Source organism: Moraxella sp. HMSC061H09 (assembly GCF_001809255.1).
In the GTDB taxonomy this organism is placed as follows: domain Bacteria; phylum Pseudomonadota; class Gammaproteobacteria; order Pseudomonadales; family Moraxellaceae; genus Moraxella; species Moraxella catarrhalis.
This window is the reverse complement of the sequence record NZ_KV796849.1, coordinates 1-18,036: the sequence shown is the minus strand read 5'-3', so window position 1 is coordinate 18,036 and position 18,036 is coordinate 1. Positions and strand designations below refer to the sequence as shown.

The window sequence follows — 18,036 nt, the reverse complement described above, 5'->3', positions numbered from 1 at the left end:
GTATGAATTTGTTAGCATTGACCTTTATTTTCCCTTTAATTGGATTTTTGATATTGACCATGGGGCAAGGCAGAATTGGCGAAAAACCTGCTACCATCATTGGGGTGGGGGCGATGGGGCTGTCGGCTGTGTGTGCCTTTGTCAGTATTTTTGGGTTTTTGACAAAAGGGCAACAGGCGATGTCTGTGCCACTTTGGACATGGCTGTCGGTGGGCGATTTTACTCCCAAATTTGGGCTGTATCTTGATGGATTGTCTGTTACCATGATGGGCGTGATTACAGGCGTGGGCTTTTTGATTCATCTGTTTGCCAGTTGGTATATGAAAGGTGAGGCAGGATTTGCCCGTTTTTTTAGTTATCTGAATTTATTTGTGGCAAGCATGCTCATGCTTGTGCTTGCTGATAACCTTTTGCTCATGTATTTGGGCTGGGAGGGTGTGGGCATTTGCTCATATTTGTTAATTGGCTTTTATTATCAAAACCGAGCCAACGGGCGGGCGGCGATAAAGGCATTTACCGTCACTCGTGTGGGTGATGTGTTTTTGGCGATTGGGCTGTTTTTACTGTTTGTTGTATTTGGTACGCTTGATATGACCGCCATCAATGCCAAAGCAGATGCCATGTTTGCTGTTAATGACCCCATGCTACTACTCATCGCGGCAATGCTTATCGGCGGTGCGTTTGGTAAATCAGCACAAATTCCACTGCATACCTGGCTTGCAGATGCGATGGCAGGCCCTACGCCTGTTTCCGCTCTTATCCATGCAGCCACCATGGTAACCGCAGGGGTGTATTTGATTGCCCGCATGCACCCTTTATTTGTGCTGACCCCCCAGATGCTCCTGTATTGGGTGGGCGGTGTTGGTGCATTGTCCATGCTGGTGGCAAGTTTTTGTGCGTTGGCACAAACCGACATTAAGCGTATTTTGGCGTATTCAACCATGAGTCAATTAGGGTATATGTTCATTGCCTTAGGGGTTGGAGCGTGGCAGGTGGCGATTTTTCACTTGATGACGCACGCATTTTTTAAGGCGTTATTATTCTTGGCATCTGGGGCGGTGATTGTCTCAACACACCACGAGCAAAACATTTTTAAAATGGGTGGTCTGCGTCATAAAATTCCCCTTGTGTTTTGGTCATTTTTGGTAGGTGGTGGGGCGTTGGTTGCCTTGCCTTTTGTAACGGTTGGCTTTTATTCCAAAGAAGCCATTTTATGGGAGACTTATGCCACAGGACACATGAGTCTGTTTTGGGCAGGCGTGTTTGGGGCGTTTTTGACGGCTGTTTATACTTTCCGTTTGATTTATCTTGTGTTCTTTGGAGAGCAAAAAACGCATGGCGAGTCTTTAAAGGGCATAAGTTACGCTTTGCCTTTGGTGGTGTTACTGCTATTGTCAACAGGAATTGGAGCATTAATCCATCCCCCCTTGGCAAATGTTTTACCGATGAGTGTGGGCAGTACTCTAACAGATGCTAAGCATACCGCTGAAATTATCGCTGTTAGCTTTACTGTCTGTGGCTTGGTGTTTGCCTACTTTTTATATGTCATAAATAAAGGCAAAATTTTGACAAAATGGACAAATTCTACCTTTGGCACAGCATGTGTTTATTGGTGTTACCATGGATTGGGCTTTGATGCGTTGTATGACATTATTTTTGTTAAACCCTTTTTGGGCATCACAAAGGCATTAAAATCTGACCCAATAGACCGCCTAATAAATATCTTAGCCATAGGTGCTTCATGGGGTAATAAATTAACAACAAAAACCCAAACTGGGCTTTTGCATACTCATGCCATCAGTTTTGGTGTAGGTCTGGCGGTTATTTTAATCTTAGCATTGATGATGGTGGTGTAACATGGCATTAGAACAAAATTGGATACTACCAGCATTGATCGCAATTCCATTGATTGCAGGCTTTTTATGCTGGTTAATTGAAAAAATCAGCGATCGCCTGCCACGCTGGATTGCACTGATTGGCATGGTCATTACTTTTATTTTGACCTTAGTGCTTTGGCAACAAGGGAATTTTAATACGCTACTGGTAACAGATACAGCGGTCAGCGGTGAGACATTGCCTTGGGCGGCACAGTTTATCCTGCCATGGATTCCAAGTTTTGGCATTAAATTTCATTTAGCGATGGATGGCTTGTCTTTACTGATGATTGCGTTGACGGCATTTTTGGGTATTATGGCGGTGGGCTGCTCATGGGGCGAAATTCAGCGCCGTGTGGGATTTTTTCATCTTAATCTGCTGTGGTCACTAGGCGGCGTGATCGGCGTATTTTTAGCCATTGATTTGTTTTTGTTTTTCTTTTTTTGGGAATTGATGCTGTTGCCGATTTATTTTTTGATTGCACTTTGGGGACATAATGCCACAGGGGGTAAGAGCAAAGAATACGCAGCAACCAAGTTCTTTATTTATACACAAGCCTCAGGCTTGATCATGTTAATTGGCATTTTATTATTAGTCATTATTCAGTTTAGCCAAACAGGTGTTTTAAGTTTTGATTATCATGATCTCTTAGGGGTAAATCTTGGTGATTGGGAATATGCCATCATGCTTTGCTTTTTTATTGGTTTTGCAGTTAAGCTGCCAATATTTCCCTTGCATGGTTGGCTGCCTGATGCCCACGCCCAAGCACCAACGGCAGGTTCGGTAGATTTGGCGGGGATTTTGATTAAGACGGCGGCATTTGGCTTGTTGCGTTTTGTCATTCCATTATTTCCAAATGCCTCGGCACAATTTGCCCCAGTGGCGATAACTTTGGGCATGATTGGCGTATTTTATGGGGCATTTTTGGCATTTGCCCAAACCGATATCAAGCGACTGCTCGCTTATACCAGTGTGTCGCATATGGGTTTTGTCGTGCTTGCCATTTATGCTGGCACACTTGTATCGTTACAAGGTTTGATGGTGCAAATGCTCGCTCATGGTCTATCAAGTGCAGCACTGTTTATTATGGCAGGTCAAATTTATGAGCGTTTGCACACTCGTGATATGACGGTAATGGGTGGCATGTGGGGACAGTTTCGCCGCCTTGCTCCATTTATGATGTTCTTTTGTGCGGCATTGTTGGGCATACCTGGTACGGGTAACTTTATTGGTGAGATTTTGATTTTGATTGGTGCTTTTGCCATACATCCGATCTTTGTCACACTTGCCACAGTAAGCCTTGTGATGGCAGGACTGTATTCTTTGATGATAATTTATCATGCGTTATTTGGTCAAAATACCACGCTTGAATTGGTGAAGCAAAATCACGGTACGCTAAAAGATTTGGGTAAACGAGAATTGGTATTGCTACTTTCTTTGGCAATCGGTTTGGTATGGCTTGGCTTGTACCCTCAGCCTGTTATGGATAAGTCTGAAGGGTCAATGCAGTGGATTGCCAGTGCTTATGCACATGATGTCATCATGGCAGATGAGCCAATGCATGGCATTCGATTGATTGAAGGGAATATGGGTGACTATATGCATGCCCATCACCATCAGCTGCATGGTCAAGGATATGACGCTGGTATACATCATCACAAAGGCTCTGATGGCCATCATCACGATCACCAAACCAAGCAGGGGGAATAATCATGAATCCGATGATTTTTGAATCTATTTTATCAATACTGCCTGCTGTGATCGTGGCACTCACTGCGCTCATCGTAATGATTACCATTGCTGTCAAGCGTTCTCATTTTTGGGCGGCAACACTCAGCGTCGTAGGTCTAAATATGGCGTTGCTGGCAGTTATTTCCCAAGCCTTAGGCTTAGTGCCTGCAGGCGTATCTTTTGGCGAATTGTTTATCTTTGATGGTTTTGCAATTTTCAATATGGGTGTGATTTTGATTGCAGCATTGGCTTGCTGTACATTAGCATACGGCTATTTTGAGACCTTACAAGATCATAAAGATGAACTGTATTTGATTATGCTAATCTCTACGCTAGGGGCAATGCTAATGACAGGTGCAGCGCATTTGGCGGCATTTTTTATGTCGCTTGAGCTGTTGTCTGTACCGATGTATGGTATGTTAGCATACACCTTCTTGCGTTCTCGATCACTTGAGTCGGGTTTAAAATACCTTATCATGTCCGCCACCGCCTCTGCCACCTTGCTGATGGGCATGGCGTTGATTTTTGCTGATGCAGGTACTTTATTATTCAAAGATTTGGCAAGAAATCTTTTGATTGGTAATTTGTCAGGCTTAAGTGTGGCTGGGGTGGTCATGATGTTGGCAGCTGCAGCATTTAAATTATCAGCAGCACCATTTCATTCATGGGTGTCAGATGTCTATGAAGGTGCACCAGCACCAATCGCTGCTTTTTTAGCAAGTGTGAGTAAAGTGGCAATGATGGCACTTGCACTTAGATTCTTTGTGGGTAGTATGTTTACTGCCATGCCAGCTTTTGAGACGATTTTGATTGTTGTCATTGTTTTGTCTATTTTAATGGGTAACTTGCTTGCAATCCACCAAAATAACATTAAGCGTATGCTTGCTTATTCTTCGATTGCACATATTGGCTATGCATTGACAGCACTTTTATCAATCGGTGCAGGTAGCTTGCCTTTGGTGAGTATGTATATGGCAGTTTATGCACTGACATCTATTGGAGCGTTTGGGGTGATCACACTGATGTCAAGCCCATATCGTGAGCGTGGACGCACTTCTATCAGTGGCGAAGCTGATGACCTGCGTTTTTATCAAGGGTTATTTTGGCGTCGTCCCGTTCTAACGGCGGTACTGACTGTGATGCTACTATCATTGGCAGGTATTCCTCTGACGGCAGGATTTGTTACCAAATTTACCATATTCTTTGCGGCTGTACAAGGCATGCACTTCTTGGCGGCTGGTATGATTATTTTGGGTAGTGCCATCGGTTTGTATTATTATTTGCGTATTTTGGTCAATCTGTACCAAAAACCCAAAGTCAATCTTGAGTTTGATGCACATCAACATTGGGGCGTTAAGGCAGGCGGAGTCATGGCGATGATTATCACTGCACTTATCGTTATCTTTGGCGTACTACCAGAAGCAATGATGCAAATGGCTGCCCGAGCAGTGATGTTGTAATAAAGATTACGATTTATCAGTAAATCAGCACCCAAATGAGTGCTGATTTACATTTATGCCAATCTTGGTCATATCAAGTTAAACCTTGACAATAAAAAAAGAGCTTAATCATAAGCCCTTTTTATCGCATCGTCAGAAAATTAAACGGCACAAGCATCACTTGCCAAATAAGTTTCAAGTTCTTCTGAACCGCCGATGCGTTTGCCACCAACAAAGACTTGTGGCACTGTCTCATGGCCAGTGATGGCACGAACACTTGTCATGCTGGCATCTCGGCCAAGTACAACTTCTTCATATGCAACACCATGAGATTTTAAAGCCTCTTTAGCCTTGGCACAAAAATCACAACCAGGCTTGGTAATAATGGTTACAGACGGCTTATCTTCCCAATCTGGATTTAAAAATTTGATCATGGTATCAGCATCAGAAACCTCAAACGGATCGCCATCTTTTTCAGGCTCATCAAAGATTTTGACAATCATGCCATCATCAACAAGCATCGAATAACGCCATGAACGCTTACCAAAGCCCAAATCTTCTTTGCTAACCAAACGATTCATACCTTCGGTAAACTCACCATTACCATCTGGGATTAAAGTGATCTTGTCACTTTCTTGGTCGTCTGCCCAAGCATTCATCACAAAGGTATCATTCACCGATACGCACAAAATATCATCAATGCCCAGTTTTTTAAATTCATCCGCCAATTCATTATAACGAGGCAGATGCGTTGATGAACAAGTCGGCGTAAAGGCACCCGGCAATGAAAAAACCACGACTTTTTTGCCACTAAAAAGTTCATCAGTGCTAACATCAACCCACTGATCACCTTGGCGTGTATGAAATACAGTGCTTGGGACTTTTTGTCCTGTCATGTCTTTAAAAGCCATAATAATGTTCCTTTTGGTTGTGATAAAACTTGTATGAAAAAAATTGATAGTATTTAATTTAATTTATATTTATTATATAAGAATATTTATTAATATTTCAAGTGATAATTTTAAAGGCAATCAAGGCAGTTTTTTGGATTTGATGCGTGACTGATGATTTGACTAAAGCCAAATTATCAGTCAAAATACACAATAAAAGTCCAATGTCTGTTAAGATGACATTGGTGATTAAGATGATAATGACAAAGAGAACATCATGAGTGATGACAAAGCAGTGACATTGACGGTGCTATCAAAGACAGTTTGGTCGCCCAATTTATTTAGTTTTACGACAACCAGACCTAAGGGTTTTCGGTTTGAGGCGGGGCAATTTGTTCGGCTGGGATTATGTGCAGATGAGCTGATTTATTATCAAGATAAGCATCAAGATACGCCTAAATCTGAGAGTGTAAGTCCAATTTTTCGTGCGTATTCTGTAGTATCGTCTCCGTATGATGAGACACTTGAGTTTTTTTCGGTGGTGGTGGCTGATGGGGAGTTTACATCACAGCTTCAATACTTACAAGCAGGTGATCAGTTGTATCTTAATACAATACCGTTTGGGTTTTTGACGCTATCACGCTACCAAGAACCAACGCCAAAAACATTATGGTTATTAGCAACTGGCACAGGGCTTGCACCATTTTTATCTATTCTACAGGATTTGTATGCTTGGGAGTACTATGATGACATCGTGCTTGTATACAGTGCACGAACTCAAAGTGAATTAGCGTATCAAGACAAAATTCATTCATTGGCAACAAGCTTTGGGGGGTTGGTGGATAATCCTGCTCGTTTTTATTATGTGCCAATCGTAACGCGTGAAAAAGTCGCTGGCTGCTTATCTGAGCGTATTCCAAGCTTAATTAATAATGGTGAGCTTGCCAAGACAGCAGGGGTAGCACTCGACACTCAATCGCATGTCATGCTGTGCGGTAATCCACAAATGGTTGAGGACACCAAAGAAGCACTCAAAGCACAGGGGCTTAGCATGAATCGTCGTGGCGTTGGTCACATTGCCGTAGAAAATTATTGGTAAAAACCACCAGTACGCTCTCAGCTTGGCTTATATTTGTAACTTGTATTTGGTTAAATCGTGGCTTGTATCATAAAAATAGCCAATTTTGATGCTAATGCCTAATAAAAATCCCATCATGCTGGTCATGAGCAATAAGAAATAAGATGGCTGATACTAAAATCATCCCCTAAAGATATTAGGGGATGAAAATTAGGGGATGAAAAAAGGTAATTTACATTTTTTCTACGGTCTTAATACCAAGTAATTGCAGGCCTTGTTTTAGAGTTTTGGCGGTCAGTGCTGCAAGTCGTAGGCGAGAGGTCTTTGTCTTATCATCAGAGCTTAGGATTGGGCAGGCTTCATAAAAACTTGAGAAAATACCCGCCAATTCAAATAGGTATTGACACAATAGATGTGGCATACCGTCTTTGGCAACCAATAATAGCACTTCTTCAAATTGAAGTAATTTGACCGCCAAGGCTCGCTCTTTATCTTCATGAATCACAATCTCACCGCCAATATCTGCCATATCAAGCCCTGCACGCGCAAAAATCGAGCGAATGCGTGTATAGGCATATTGCATATAGGGTGCAGTATTGCCCTCAAATGACAGCATATTATCCCAATCAAACACATAATCAGTATTACGATTTTTGGAAAGGTCGGAATATTTAACCGCACCAATGGCAACCGCTTCAACGACAGCACGCTTTTCTTCAGCACTAAGATCGGGATTTTTTTGCTCGATTAGGGTGGTTGCACGCTCGATTGCTTCATCAAGCAAATCGGCAAGCTTAACCGTGCCACCTGTGCGTGTTTTAAAAGGTTTACCATCCTTGCCAAGCATCATACCAAAGGTAAAATGCTCCATGACAAATTCATCAGGTACAAATCCTGCCTTGCGTGTGATGAGCCATGCTTGCTGTGCATGTAGGGTTTGGCGTGCATCGGTAAACAAAATGACACGGTCAGCATGAAGTGTATGATAGCGGTAAGCTGCTGCAGCGATGTCGGTGGTTGTGTAAAGATAGCCGCCATCCTTTTTTTGGATGATGACGCCCATTGGGTCGCCTGCTTTATTTGTAAATTCATCCAAAAAAACCACCACAGCACCATCATCTTCGACCGCCAAACCTTTGTCTTTGAGTGTTTGAACAATGCTGGGCAGCATTGGATTATATAGGCTTTCACCCATGGTATCATCACGCGTTAAGGTAACATTTAGGCGGTCATAAGTGTGCTGACATTGTGCCATGGTGATATCTACAAGTTTTCGCCACATTGTTAAGCAATACTCATCACCGCTTTGGAGTTTTACCACATAATTACGAGACTTTTTGGCAAACGCTTCATCGCTGTCATAGGCGTGTTTTGCTGCACGATAAAATGCTTCTAAATCAGATAAATCCAAATCCTTGACATCGTCATTTTGTACCTTTTCAAGATAAGCGATGAGCATGCCAAACTGCGTACCCCAATCACCCACATGGTTAGCACGGATAACGGTATTACCTAAAAATTCAAGCGTGCGTACGACGCTATCACCGATGATGGTTGAACGCAGGTGACCGACATGCATTTCTTTGGCGACATTTGGGGAGGAGTAGTCAACCACCACGGTATCATTTTGGGCGGCATTTACGCCCAAAGTGCGACTGATATTGGCTTGATTGGCATGTTTAGATATCCACTCATTTTTTAAGAAGATATTAATAAATCCAGGGCCTGCAATCTCAAGTTTTTCGGCGATATCATCAATGCTTAAATGATCAAGCACCGTTTGGGCAAACTCTCGTGGATTTATACCCAGTTTTTTGGCAGCACCCATGATGCCATTGGCTTGATAATCCCCAAATTGTATTTTATTGGATTGACGCACTAAAGCCTCAACCTCGCTGCCTGCACCAGCTGCGATCATTGCCTTTTTAATTTCATCGTTTAAAATTGCTTGAATATTCATCGATTGCCTATGGATAAATTATAAAAATAAAAAAAATTCTGATTAAATAAGCCGTGATTTTAGCAAATTTTCTATAAAAAATCTTGATTAATTGGCAAATGATGCCAAGCAAGCTTTTGTATGTTTCATTAAGTTAAATAAGCTAAAATACTCAAAATCAAAAAAACCGCCCAATCTCTAAGATAGGCGGTTTTTAATAATGGCGGAAGCTGAGAGATTCGAACTCTCGGTGGGCTATGAACCCACGCCGGTTTTCAAGACCGGTGCATTCAACCGCTCTGCCAAGCTTCCATAAGCGGTGTATTAATAAAAAATGGCGGAAGCTGAGAGATTCGAACTCTCGGTGGGCTATGAACCCACGCCGGTTTTCAAGACCGGTGCATTCAACCGCTCTGCCAAGCTTCCAATGCGTCGTATTATAGACGAATTTTTTGTAAATGCAAGGATTTTTTATAAAAATTGGCATAATTTTGTTATATTTAAACACCAATTGCCAATGGGGCGATTATGGAAGCTCAAACCTTTCTATAAAGGCGAAACTAAGAAGTTATTAAAATAATTTCGGCTGACGGCGAGGGGTACCAATCTCCTCGATACTAATTTCATCGGTTGTACGACAATTTGTTTGGGGGGTGATAATATCTCGTGCCAGTGCTACCAGTTCATAGATCGTACGGCGTGTATGGATCAGATTATCTTTAGGGTTTTGCCAGCTGGAGCGAATGGCAAGGGGTGCAGGGGCGGGTATAGTATGGATGCCAGCCTTGGCAAATTGACGGCGCGCCCGAGCCATATGATAGCGATCTGTCACCAAATAAACTGTCGTTGATAGCTCATGATGGCTGAGTAATTTGGCAGTAAAAACGGCATTTTCGCAAGTATTCATACTGGCGTTTTCGTTGATAATCACCACCTTTGTCCTGCCAATATGCTCAATCAAATAGTCGCGTAGCCATGGGGATTCGGCACCACTGGTAATAATGCTCAAAGGATACAGCTTGTGCAGATGAATGGCGGCATTTGCACGGCTTTGGGTAAAGTGGTTTAGGCTGATTGTACCAGCTGAGTTTTTGGTTAATCCACCGCCAAGCACAACGATACTTGTGGCATCATCTTGAACGGTAGCTAAGGTGAGGGCAGAATACAGATTAAGTAGACCAACACCAAGATTGGCAAATATAGGCGTTAAGGCACTCGCTATGCCAATCAGTATCACAGTACTACCCACTGCAATAAATTTTAAGGATTTTAATACCACACATCTCATGGTGGAAGTGCGTTTTTTTGATCTGTTAGTTGTAGCTGCCATCAGCATTAATCCAGGCAGGTTCACGCACTAAGGTGATGTCAAATTTTTGTTTAACTGCAGCGATGATAACATCAGCTGTGGCTTTGATATCCTCTTGGGTGGCAATAAACGGCATATGATTGGTTAAAACAAGTGCTTGTTTGGCGTGGGTTAATATCGGCGGCACACCTTGACCTTTAAGTCCTGCTTGGTCAATCAGCCATCCTGCAGGTACTTTAACCAAAGTTTTGGTAATAAGATAGCATGGCAAATTAGGATAATCCACGCACAGTTTTTGATAATGTTCTGTTGAGATGATTGGATTTTGAAAAAAAGAGCCACAGTTGGCCAAAACTTTTGGGTCGGGTAGTTTGCTTTGGCGGATGGCAATAACTGCATGATACACATCTGTCGTGGTAACGGCAGTCCTGCCTTGATGATTTGCCAGCTGTTTTGCATATGTGTGCAAATCGCCATAGCTACTTAGAATGCGTGTTGGGTTTTTATGTAATCGCAGTGTCACCGCACAAATGAAGTAGCGATTTGGCTCATCTTTAAAAATGCTATGACGGTAGCCAAATTGGCATGCTTGTTTAGACAACTGTTTAAACTGCTTGCTCGCCCATTCATAAACCTGTACGCTGACCAACACATCGTCAAGTTGTACACCATAAGCACCAATATTTTGCACAGGTGCAGCACCGACAAGCCCTGGAATTAAGGCAAGATTTTCAAGTCCAAACCAGCCTTTATGCACGCAATCGGTTACTAAATCATGAAAATTTTCACCTGCTTGCACCTCTAAGATGATTTCTTGGTCATCTTCAAACAGCACACGCCTACCCATCATGCGAGGTAAAAGCACGGTGGTATGCAGTCTGCTTGGCAATAAAACATTACTGCCACCTGATAGCACAAACCAAGTGTTATTTAGCTTAAGTGTTGGCAAAGCGGCTGCATCATGAATGACGATCGCTGTATCTGCAACAGACGACAGTGCCATAGTATTCATCGAAGACAGGTCATAATTTTGGTAAGTGTCAAGCATGGAATATGTCAATTGATGGGCAATGGGTTGCATTATAGCGGTAGCAGGTTTGATAAGTCAATCCGCAGCCAGTGAATCTTGATGATCAAGCTGCCATACCGTGATATACCGATCGGCAATTTGCTGAAGATGGGTGTACATTTGCTCAAAATCTTGCTCATCGCCATAATAAGGGTCAGCAACCGACCGACCTTCTGGATCAAATAAGCTAAGCTTTGCCATATCTCGACCATTAGCATGCATCATGGCAGTAGTTTTAAGAGTTTGTAAGTCTGATAAATTGGTGTCATCCATCGCAAAAATGAGCTCAAATTCATAAAAATCTTCCAAAGAAACTTGGCGTGCACGAAGCCGACTTAACTCAAAACCAAGTGACTCACCAGTGGCGATGGCGCGTGGATCGGGTGGATTGCCAATGTGATAGCCCGCTGTACCTGCTGAATCCAAATAAACATCAGGCAAAAAATTGGTCAGTTTGGCACGCATGACAGCTTCAGCGGATGGACTTCGGCAGATATTACCCAAACAAACAAAAAGAATCGATCGTGGTATGGTCATAGTAGCTACCAATGGTGTTTAAATTTATTTAATTCTCGACGCTGCTTTTTATCAGGCCGGCTGTCTGGACGCGCCAAATTAAGCAGTTTTCTTTGTTCAGCCATAAAAGCACGCTGAGTTTTGCTTGCATCAGTTTCTTCATACAATGTCGCTGCAAGGGTAGCATTACCCCGATTTTCAGATAGGGCTTTGATGATGATTGTTTTTTCTTCAAGGCGTGTCGCATGCCCTTGGCGAATGGTGAGTGTATCGCCGACTTGTAGCTCTTTGCTGACTTTGATTTTAGCACCGTTCATATGTACTTTGCCTGCTTCGATGGCTTCTTTGGCAAGGCTTCTGGTGCGAAAAAATCGTGCTGCCCATAGCCATTTATCAGCACGCACCTTAGTAAGCTTCGTTTGATTCATAAAATTTATCACTTTATTTAATTTTATAGGTGGTTGGTGGCTTGATGGTTTTGTAGGCAATCATGGATGGCGATGGCAATTTCATAAGCCAAATTTACCGGTACAGCATTATCAATCATTTTATAACCGTCATTGACATTTTGATAAATGAATTTAAAGTCATCTGGAAAGCCTTGTATTCTTGCCACTTCTCGGACGGTCATTCTTCTGTATAGATGCTCTTTGCCAATAACAAAACGAAAATCGTTGGTGCCATGTTTTTGCATTTTGGGCGCTTGTGGGTGTAATTGGCACTGACGACCTGATGCCTGTACCGTAAAGCCTTGTTCGTGCCATGCCTTGACATGATTTCGGCTCATATAAATGGGTGAAAAACTGCCAATGAAATATTCATTATTATTAATGGCTTTGGGATTGGTTTGATTTTTATCTAACGCTGCAACAGCTGTTTGTTGTAAATCCCAAATAACATCTTTGAGCGTAATTTTGTTATCGTCTTCTGCAGTTGAACCAATTGGGAAGTTAAAGTTAATGGCTAAATCTTTACGAAACCCAATATAAAAAAACGCTTTCTTTCTTGAGCAACACCATAGTTTTTGGCATTCACCATATTCACAGTAACATCATAACCGCAATCATCAAACATGTTTAAAATACTTTTAACAGCGTCTGAATGTCTATTAGCAAGCATACCGCTAACATTTTCTGCCAAAAAAACTTTGGTTGTTTGTTTTTTAAAATACGAATATAATCATAAAATAACTGACCACGAGCGTCGTTAATACCACGCAAAGCACCCGCTTCTGACCACGATTGACAAGGCGGTCCACCAATAATGCTATCAATATCGTTTGGGAAATCCTCTTCTAAGATATGGCGAATATCGCCTTCAATCAACTTGGTATTATGATGGTTGGCTTTAAAGGTTGCCCAAATAGTTTTATCATATTCGTTAGCAACAGCAATGTTAAATCCTGCTTTTTTAAATCCCAAATCAAGACCGCCACAACCACTAAATAAACTGATAATATTCATACACTAAAACTAATTAACTTGGCTGATTTTAATTGAGCTGGATTGTTGGGATTTTTGATATAAACATCTTGAATATTAAATCCATCAATATAACTTAGCAAAAATATCTTTTACCCATTTTTCTAATGCTCCACCCATTTGATTGGCACGATTGAGTCCATGTAAATCACGGGTCAGTTCATAAGAAAAATCTGTGACAATATTAAAAATTGCATTAATAATATTCATAATATTACTTCAAAAATAGCTGATAGCCCACATCTTCTGTCAAACCTTGACATTCGTAGCCAATATCAGTAAGTGCATCTAGAATTTGGCGGCTATTACTATGGCTGGCCTGTAATCCTACCAAAATTCGTCCTTCGGCAGCACCATGATTTCGATAATGAAATAGGGTAATATTGAAATCTTGACCCAATTTTTCTAAAAAATTGAGTAGTGCACCGGGCCGTTCAGGAAAAATCACTCTAAATAATCGCTCATCTTCTAGATTGGCATGCCCCCCAATTAAGTAACGAATGTGTGTTTTGGCCGCCTCATCATCGGTTAAGTCATAAGCTGTATAGCCGTTTTTTACCAAAGTATCGCTAATTAAGATGCGTTCTTTTTGACCTTCTTTTAGTCCGATACCAACAAAAACATGGGCAGTATTGGGGTTAGTGGCGTCCATACGATAATTAAATTCAGTGATATTTCGACCTTGTAGTACACGACAAAAATCCAAAAATGCACCAGTTTTTTCAGGCAATTGTACCGCAAAAATTGCTTCTTTTTGTTCACCGATTTCGGTTCGCTCAGCAATATAACGCAAGCGGTCAAAGTTCATGTTTGCACCCGAGATGATGGCAACGCAGTTTTTGCCACTTAGGTTGTGCGTTTGGATAAATTTTTTCATACCTGCTACCGATAAAGCACCTGCCGTCTCAACAATGGAGCGATTTTCTTCAAAAATATCTTTGATGGCTGCACAGATTTCATCGTTAGTACAAGTGACCACTTCAGGCTCAATCACAGTACCTGAGCCATCAGATTTTGATAATTTGGCAATTTGATAAGGCAGCTCGCCAATTTGGGCAACTGCTACGCCATCAGCAAATAAAGATACCTGCGGTAGGCGGACACGCTTATTGGATGCTAGGGCGGCTTTTAGGCAAGCTGCACCTTCAGGCTCAACAGCAACCACCTTAATATGTGGTGCAACTTCTCCTAAAAAAGCTGCTACGCCCGCCAACAGACCGCCGCCACCACAAGCAATAAATACATAATCAATATTACGCCACTGCTGTGTCAGCTCAAGCCCAATAGTTCCTTGTCCTGCAATCACCAGTTCATCATCATAAGGTGCGATATAAGTCATGCCGTCGGTTTCAGCTTTATGCATCGCAAAGCGGTTGGCTTCATCGAAGCTATCACCATGCAAATACACCGTACCACCAAAGGATTTGACTGCCTGAACTTTGATATCAGGCGTCGTGGTTGGCATGATAATTAAATTATTAATACCCAAACGGTTGGCAGAATATGCCACACCTTGGGCATGGTTACCTGCTGATGCACAAATGATGCCTTTTTGTTTTTGAGCGTCGGATAATTGGCTGATTTTATTATAAGCACCTCGTAACTTAAAACTAAAAACAGGCTGTAAATCTTCTCGTTTTAGACGAATGTGGTTATCAAATTTTTTGGAAAGTTTGGTGGCAGGTTCAAGGGGGGTATGAATGGCAACATCATAAACAGTGGCTTGTAAGATGGCACGGACATAGGGGGTAAGCATGAGTATTCCTTTATTCTACCGTTGTTTTTAATTTTTTATCACTAGAAATTTAATGGCTCATAAAACGATTTAACCTTAAGATCAAGATGTATTAAGTGGATCATTGACTTGGTTACTGCCTTATTGGTCATATGACCAATTAAAAACACGCAGCAGTAACCAAATCTAACATCATTTAAGCATCAAGGCTTGCCATGACCGCTTCGCTAAAATTGACATTGGTATAAACCTCTTGAACATCGTCCAAATCCTCAAGCATGTCAATCATTTTAAGAACTTTTTGAGCATCATCAATATTATCAATGTCCGCTGTCGTACTGGGCGACATGGTAACCTCCATGCTATTTGGCGTCAATCCAGCAGCAATCAGTGCATCAACAACAGTACCAAAATCTGCAGGCGAGGTGATAACCAAAAGGCTTTCGCCATCGTTTTCGATATCCTCTGCACCAGCTTCTAAGGCAATCTCCATGATGCTATCTTCTAGGCTTAAATCATGAAAGATGATTTCGCCACGCTTACTAAATAAATACGCAACCGAACCTGAAGTACCCAGATTGCCGCCATTTTTACTAAAGGCGTGACGCACCTCGCCGACAGTACGATTGACATTATCAGTCATGGTTTCAACAATGACCGCTACGCCACCAATACCATAACCTTCATAGGTAATCTCTTCCATATTGTCATTATCACCACCCCCAGCACCACGCTCAATCGCACGCTTGATGACATCTTTGGTCATGTTGGCGGCGTTTGCTTTTTCTAGAACGGCACGCAGGCGAGGGTTATTGGCAGGGTCTGGATCACCTGATTTGGCGGCTGAAACGATTTCACGGATAATTTTGGTAAAAATTTTACCCTTTGCAGCATCCTGCTTGGCTTTGCGATGTTTGATATTTGCCCATTTACTATGACCTGCCATAATGCACCTTTACTAAAACAATAAAAATACTAAAAAGTAAAGTGATTGTATCAAAAGGCTTGGGTAACTTAGATAATTATCCAAGCCTTTGATGGATTCAATCACACAATCAAAGAAAGTTAAAAAGATAAATTTTAGCAAATTTTTAGGGATTTGATAAGCCTAAAAAATCACAATCTTTATAATCAGGTAAAAAGAGGATAAATCTGATCAATGAATTGTTAACCAATTTTGATTGTCAACCAATGCTGATTATTGCAAAACCTGACCTAACCAAAGCTTGCAAACAAATCATAGTCACTTGCTTCATCAATCACGACTGTCAGCATATCACCTGCTTTGACTGTTGCATCAATATTGTCCACATAGACATGACCATCAATTTCGGGTGCATCAGCATAGCTTCGGCAAATGGCAATATTTTCTTCTGTATCAATCTCATCAACCAAAACAACCAATGTCTTACCGACTTTTTCGGCAAGTTTTTCGGCACTGATTTTTTGTTGTAATGCCATCAAGCGTTCATAACGAGATTGTTTGACTGATTCAGGCACAGGATTGGGTAAATCGTTTGCCACCGCACCTTCAATCTCTGAATAAGTAAAGCAGCCAACACGATCCAAGCGAGCCTTGGTCAGCCAGTCAAGCAGATACTCAAAATCTTCGTCGGTTTCACCAGGAAAGCCTACCACAAAAGTTGAGCGTATGACGATATCAGGGCAAATGGCACGCCATGCTTGAATACGCTCTAAAGTATTTTCGCTCATCGCTGGACGCTTCATGGCTTTTAGTACATTGGGACTGGCATGCTGAAATGGAATGTCCAAATAGGGCAATAAACCTCCCATGCCAGCAGAAGCTGTCATGCTGTCCGCCATAATTTGAACGACTGCATCCACATGTGGGTAAGGATAAACATAGTGCAGTCGTACCCAAATGCCTAATTTTGACATCGCCTCACACATATCATAAAATTTAGACTTAAGCGGCCAACCTTCCCAAAATACAGTTTTATATTTTAAATCCACGCCATAAGCTGAGGTATCTTGAGAGATGACCAAAAGTTCTTTGACGCCTGATTTTTTAAGTGCAACCGCTTCTTTCATGACGCTGTCTATTGGACGACTGACCAAATCGCCACGCAGCGATGGGATAATGCAAAAAGTGCAGCGATGATTACACCCTTCAGAAATTTTTACATAGGCATAGTGTTTGGGCGTAAGTTTGATGCCTGCATCATTAATCAAATCAATTTTTGGGTCGTATTCTTTTGATTTGATCGGTTTTGGTACATGATGATTGACCGCAGAAATGACCTCTTCATAAGCATGAGCACCTGTAACCGCCAAAACGGCAGGGTGCATGGTGCGAATTTTTTCGGCGTCTTTACCCAAACAACCTGTAACAATCACTTTGCCATTTTTATTAATCGCTTCACCAATGGCATCCAAAGATTCTTGTACCGCTGACTCAATAAATCCACAGGTATTCACCACGACCAAATCTGCACCATCATAATCATTGGCAACTTGATAACCCTCATAAGTCAGCTCTGTGATGATGCGTTCACTGTCCACCAACGCCTTAGGGCAGCCGAGTGATACAAAGCCAATTTTTGGAGTGTCATTTAATGTGGATGTCGCCACTGCACCGCTTTGGTCGATACTGCGGTTTTGGTTATGGTTTGCCTTGTGATGATAGGCAGGTTCGCTGGGCAGTGGTGTGTTTTGGTTGTTGGTTTTTGGGTGAACTGTTTTTGGATGAAATACGATTGGGCTTGACATAGTTGTTTGGCTCGAATGATACTGGCGAATTAAAATAGCTGGTAAAAATCATCATAGTTTAGCACAACTGCCTTTATTGGGCATCTGAATTTGGCTTGGTGTAGGTGGTATTGGGTGTGCTGACCATACCGACCGATATTTGCCATCAAAGAAAAAATCCCCAAGCCAGGGGAGACTTGGGGAGAAAGTGAAAAGCTCATAAAAGCTACACTAAAAATGGCGCAGCGGACGGGGCTCGAACCCG

The 18,036-nt window shown here is 42.0% G+C and carries 15 protein-coding genes, 2 tRNA genes and 1 pseudogene; 4 read left to right on the top strand and 14 right to left on the bottom strand.

What is annotated here, in order from left to right:
- Positions 1–2: 2 nt before the first annotated feature.
- From nuoL to HMPREF2573_RS04270, 3 genes are read left to right on the top strand one after another with little or no spacing between them, the layout of a single operon-like run.
- On the top strand, positions 3–1,856 hold the full coding sequence (nuoL, locus tag HMPREF2573_RS04280; RefSeq protein ID WP_070472672.1) for an NADH-quinone oxidoreductase subunit L: 1,854 nt from the start codon (positions 3–5) through the stop codon (positions 1,854–1,856).
- 1 nt (position 1,857) lies between these two features.
- Positions 1,858–3,585, top strand: a complete 1,728-nt coding sequence (gene nuoM, locus HMPREF2573_RS04275; protein ID WP_003659469.1) for an NADH-quinone oxidoreductase subunit M — start codon at positions 1,858–1,860, stop codon at positions 3,583–3,585.
- A gap of 2 nt (positions 3,586–3,587) precedes the next feature.
- Complete coding sequence (locus tag HMPREF2573_RS04270) at positions 3,588–5,066, top strand: NADH-quinone oxidoreductase subunit N (RefSeq protein WP_070472670.1); 1,479 nt, start codon at positions 3,588–3,590, stop codon at positions 5,064–5,066.
- 140 nt (positions 5,067–5,206) lie between these two features.
- Here HMPREF2573_RS04270 and HMPREF2573_RS04265 read toward each other — a convergent pair whose 3' ends face one another.
- Positions 5,207–5,956, bottom strand: coding sequence for a glutathione peroxidase (locus HMPREF2573_RS04265; RefSeq protein WP_070472667.1), 750 nt, complete (start codon positions 5,954–5,956; stop codon positions 5,207–5,209).
- A 256-nt stretch (positions 5,957–6,212) separates the two neighbouring features.
- On the opposite strand from HMPREF2573_RS04265, the gene HMPREF2573_RS04260 reads away from it, so the two are divergent.
- Positions 6,213–7,034 carry a ferredoxin--NADP reductase gene (locus HMPREF2573_RS04260; protein WP_003663811.1) on the top strand — a complete coding sequence of 274 codons (822 nt, stop codon included), beginning with the start codon at positions 6,213–6,215 and terminating at the stop codon, positions 7,032–7,034.
- Positions 7,035–7,245: 211 nt separating this feature from the next.
- Here HMPREF2573_RS04260 and argS read toward each other — a convergent pair whose 3' ends face one another.
- The 13 genes and pseudogenes from argS to HMPREF2573_RS09305 all read right to left on the bottom strand — a co-directional run.
- Positions 7,246–8,973, bottom strand: a complete 1,728-nt coding sequence (argS, locus tag HMPREF2573_RS04255) for an arginine--tRNA ligase (protein ID WP_003672328.1) — start codon at positions 8,971–8,973, stop codon at positions 7,246–7,248.
- Between the two features lie 200 nt (positions 8,974–9,173).
- A tRNA-Ser gene (locus HMPREF2573_RS04250) sits at positions 9,174–9,264 on the bottom strand.
- A 23-nt stretch (positions 9,265–9,287) separates the two neighbouring features.
- Positions 9,288–9,378: transfer RNA gene (locus tag HMPREF2573_RS04245), tRNA-Ser, on the bottom strand.
- A gap of 145 nt (positions 9,379–9,523) precedes the next feature.
- Complete coding sequence (locus HMPREF2573_RS04240) at positions 9,524–10,282, bottom strand: YdcF family protein (RefSeq protein WP_003663782.1); 759 nt, start codon at positions 10,280–10,282, stop codon at positions 9,524–9,526.
- The gene (gene murB / locus HMPREF2573_RS04235) at positions 10,266–11,342 is read right to left on the bottom strand and encodes a UDP-N-acetylmuramate dehydrogenase (RefSeq protein WP_070472664.1); all 1,077 of its coding nucleotides are present in this window, start codon (positions 11,340–11,342) and stop codon (positions 10,266–10,268) included. Before murB ends, HMPREF2573_RS04240 begins: the two co-directional genes overlap by 17 nt.
- 24 nt (positions 11,343–11,366) lie before the next feature.
- Positions 11,367–11,867: a low molecular weight protein-tyrosine-phosphatase gene (locus tag HMPREF2573_RS04230; RefSeq protein ID WP_003663786.1), complete on the bottom strand. Its 501-nt coding sequence runs from the start codon at positions 11,865–11,867 to the stop codon at positions 11,367–11,369.
- A gap of 5 nt (positions 11,868–11,872) precedes the next feature.
- Positions 11,873–12,274 (bottom strand): RNA-binding S4 domain-containing protein, encoded by a 402-nt coding sequence (locus HMPREF2573_RS04225; RefSeq protein WP_003664820.1) that lies wholly within the window; start codon positions 12,272–12,274, stop codon positions 11,873–11,875.
- 23 nt (positions 12,275–12,297) lie between these two features.
- Positions 12,298–13,309 (bottom strand): annotated as a pseudogene (locus HMPREF2573_RS04220) (DNA cytosine methyltransferase).
- A gap of 84 nt (positions 13,310–13,393) precedes the next feature.
- Positions 13,394–13,537, bottom strand: a complete 144-nt coding sequence (locus HMPREF2573_RS09180) for an NgoPII family restriction endonuclease (protein ID WP_003656514.1) — start codon at positions 13,535–13,537, stop codon at positions 13,394–13,396.
- Between the two features lie 4 nt (positions 13,538–13,541).
- Complete coding sequence (ilvA, locus tag HMPREF2573_RS04215) at positions 13,542–15,083, bottom strand: threonine ammonia-lyase, biosynthetic (protein ID WP_070472661.1); 1,542 nt, start codon at positions 15,081–15,083, stop codon at positions 13,542–13,544.
- Between the two features lie 175 nt (positions 15,084–15,258).
- On the bottom strand, positions 15,259–16,008 hold the full coding sequence (locus tag HMPREF2573_RS04210; RefSeq protein ID WP_003656512.1) for a YebC/PmpR family DNA-binding transcriptional regulator: 750 nt from the start codon (positions 16,006–16,008) through the stop codon (positions 15,259–15,261).
- A gap of 269 nt (positions 16,009–16,277) precedes the next feature.
- On the bottom strand, positions 16,278–17,792 hold the full coding sequence (gene rimO / locus HMPREF2573_RS04205) for a 30S ribosomal protein S12 methylthiotransferase RimO (protein ID WP_152699214.1): 1,515 nt from the start codon (positions 17,790–17,792) through the stop codon (positions 16,278–16,280).
- Between the two features lie 29 nt (positions 17,793–17,821).
- Positions 17,822–18,036: hypothetical protein (locus HMPREF2573_RS09305; RefSeq protein WP_210383687.1), on the bottom strand; the 215-nt coding region annotated here is incomplete at its 5' end.

Excerpts from the sequence above, each read along its gene's own strand:
- HMPREF2573_RS04225 (WP_003664820.1), bottom strand. The coding sequence starts at position 12,274 with ATGAATCAAACGAAGCTTACTAAGGTGCGTGCTGATAAATGGCTATGG.
- murB (WP_070472664.1), bottom strand. The coding sequence starts at position 11,342 with ATGCAACCCATTGCCCATCAATTGACATATTCCATGCTTGACACTTAC.
- argS (WP_003672328.1), bottom strand. The coding sequence starts at position 8,973 with ATGAATATTCAAGCAATTTTAAACGATGAAATTAAAAAGGCAATGATC.
- HMPREF2573_RS04210 (WP_003656512.1), bottom strand. The coding sequence starts at position 16,008 with ATGGCAGGTCATAGTAAATGGGCAAATATCAAACATCGCAAAGCCAAG.
- nuoM (WP_003659469.1), top strand. The coding sequence starts at position 1,858 with ATGGCATTAGAACAAAATTGGATACTACCAGCATTGATCGCAATTCCA.
- rimO (WP_152699214.1), bottom strand. The coding sequence starts at position 17,792 with ATGTCAAGCCCAATCGTATTTCATCCAAAAACAGTTCACCCAAAAACC.
- HMPREF2573_RS04265 (WP_070472667.1), bottom strand. The coding sequence starts at position 5,956 with ATGGCTTTTAAAGACATGACAGGACAAAAAGTCCCAAGCACTGTATTT.
- nuoL (WP_070472672.1), top strand. The coding sequence starts at position 3 with ATGAATTTGTTAGCATTGACCTTTATTTTCCCTTTAATTGGATTTTTG.
- HMPREF2573_RS04230 (WP_003663786.1), bottom strand. The coding sequence starts at position 11,867 with ATGACCATACCACGATCGATTCTTTTTGTTTGTTTGGGTAATATCTGC.
- HMPREF2573_RS09180 (WP_003656514.1), bottom strand. The coding sequence starts at position 13,537 with ATGAATATTATTAATGCAATTTTTAATATTGTCACAGATTTTTCTTAT.
- HMPREF2573_RS04260 (WP_003663811.1), top strand. The coding sequence starts at position 6,213 with ATGAGTGATGACAAAGCAGTGACATTGACGGTGCTATCAAAGACAGTT.
- HMPREF2573_RS04240 (WP_003663782.1), bottom strand. The coding sequence starts at position 10,282 with ATGGCAGCTACAACTAACAGATCAAAAAAACGCACTTCCACCATGAGA.
- ilvA (WP_070472661.1), bottom strand. The coding sequence starts at position 15,083 with ATGCTTACCCCCTATGTCCGTGCCATCTTACAAGCCACTGTTTATGAT.
- HMPREF2573_RS04270 (WP_070472670.1), top strand. The coding sequence starts at position 3,588 with ATGAATCCGATGATTTTTGAATCTATTTTATCAATACTGCCTGCTGTG.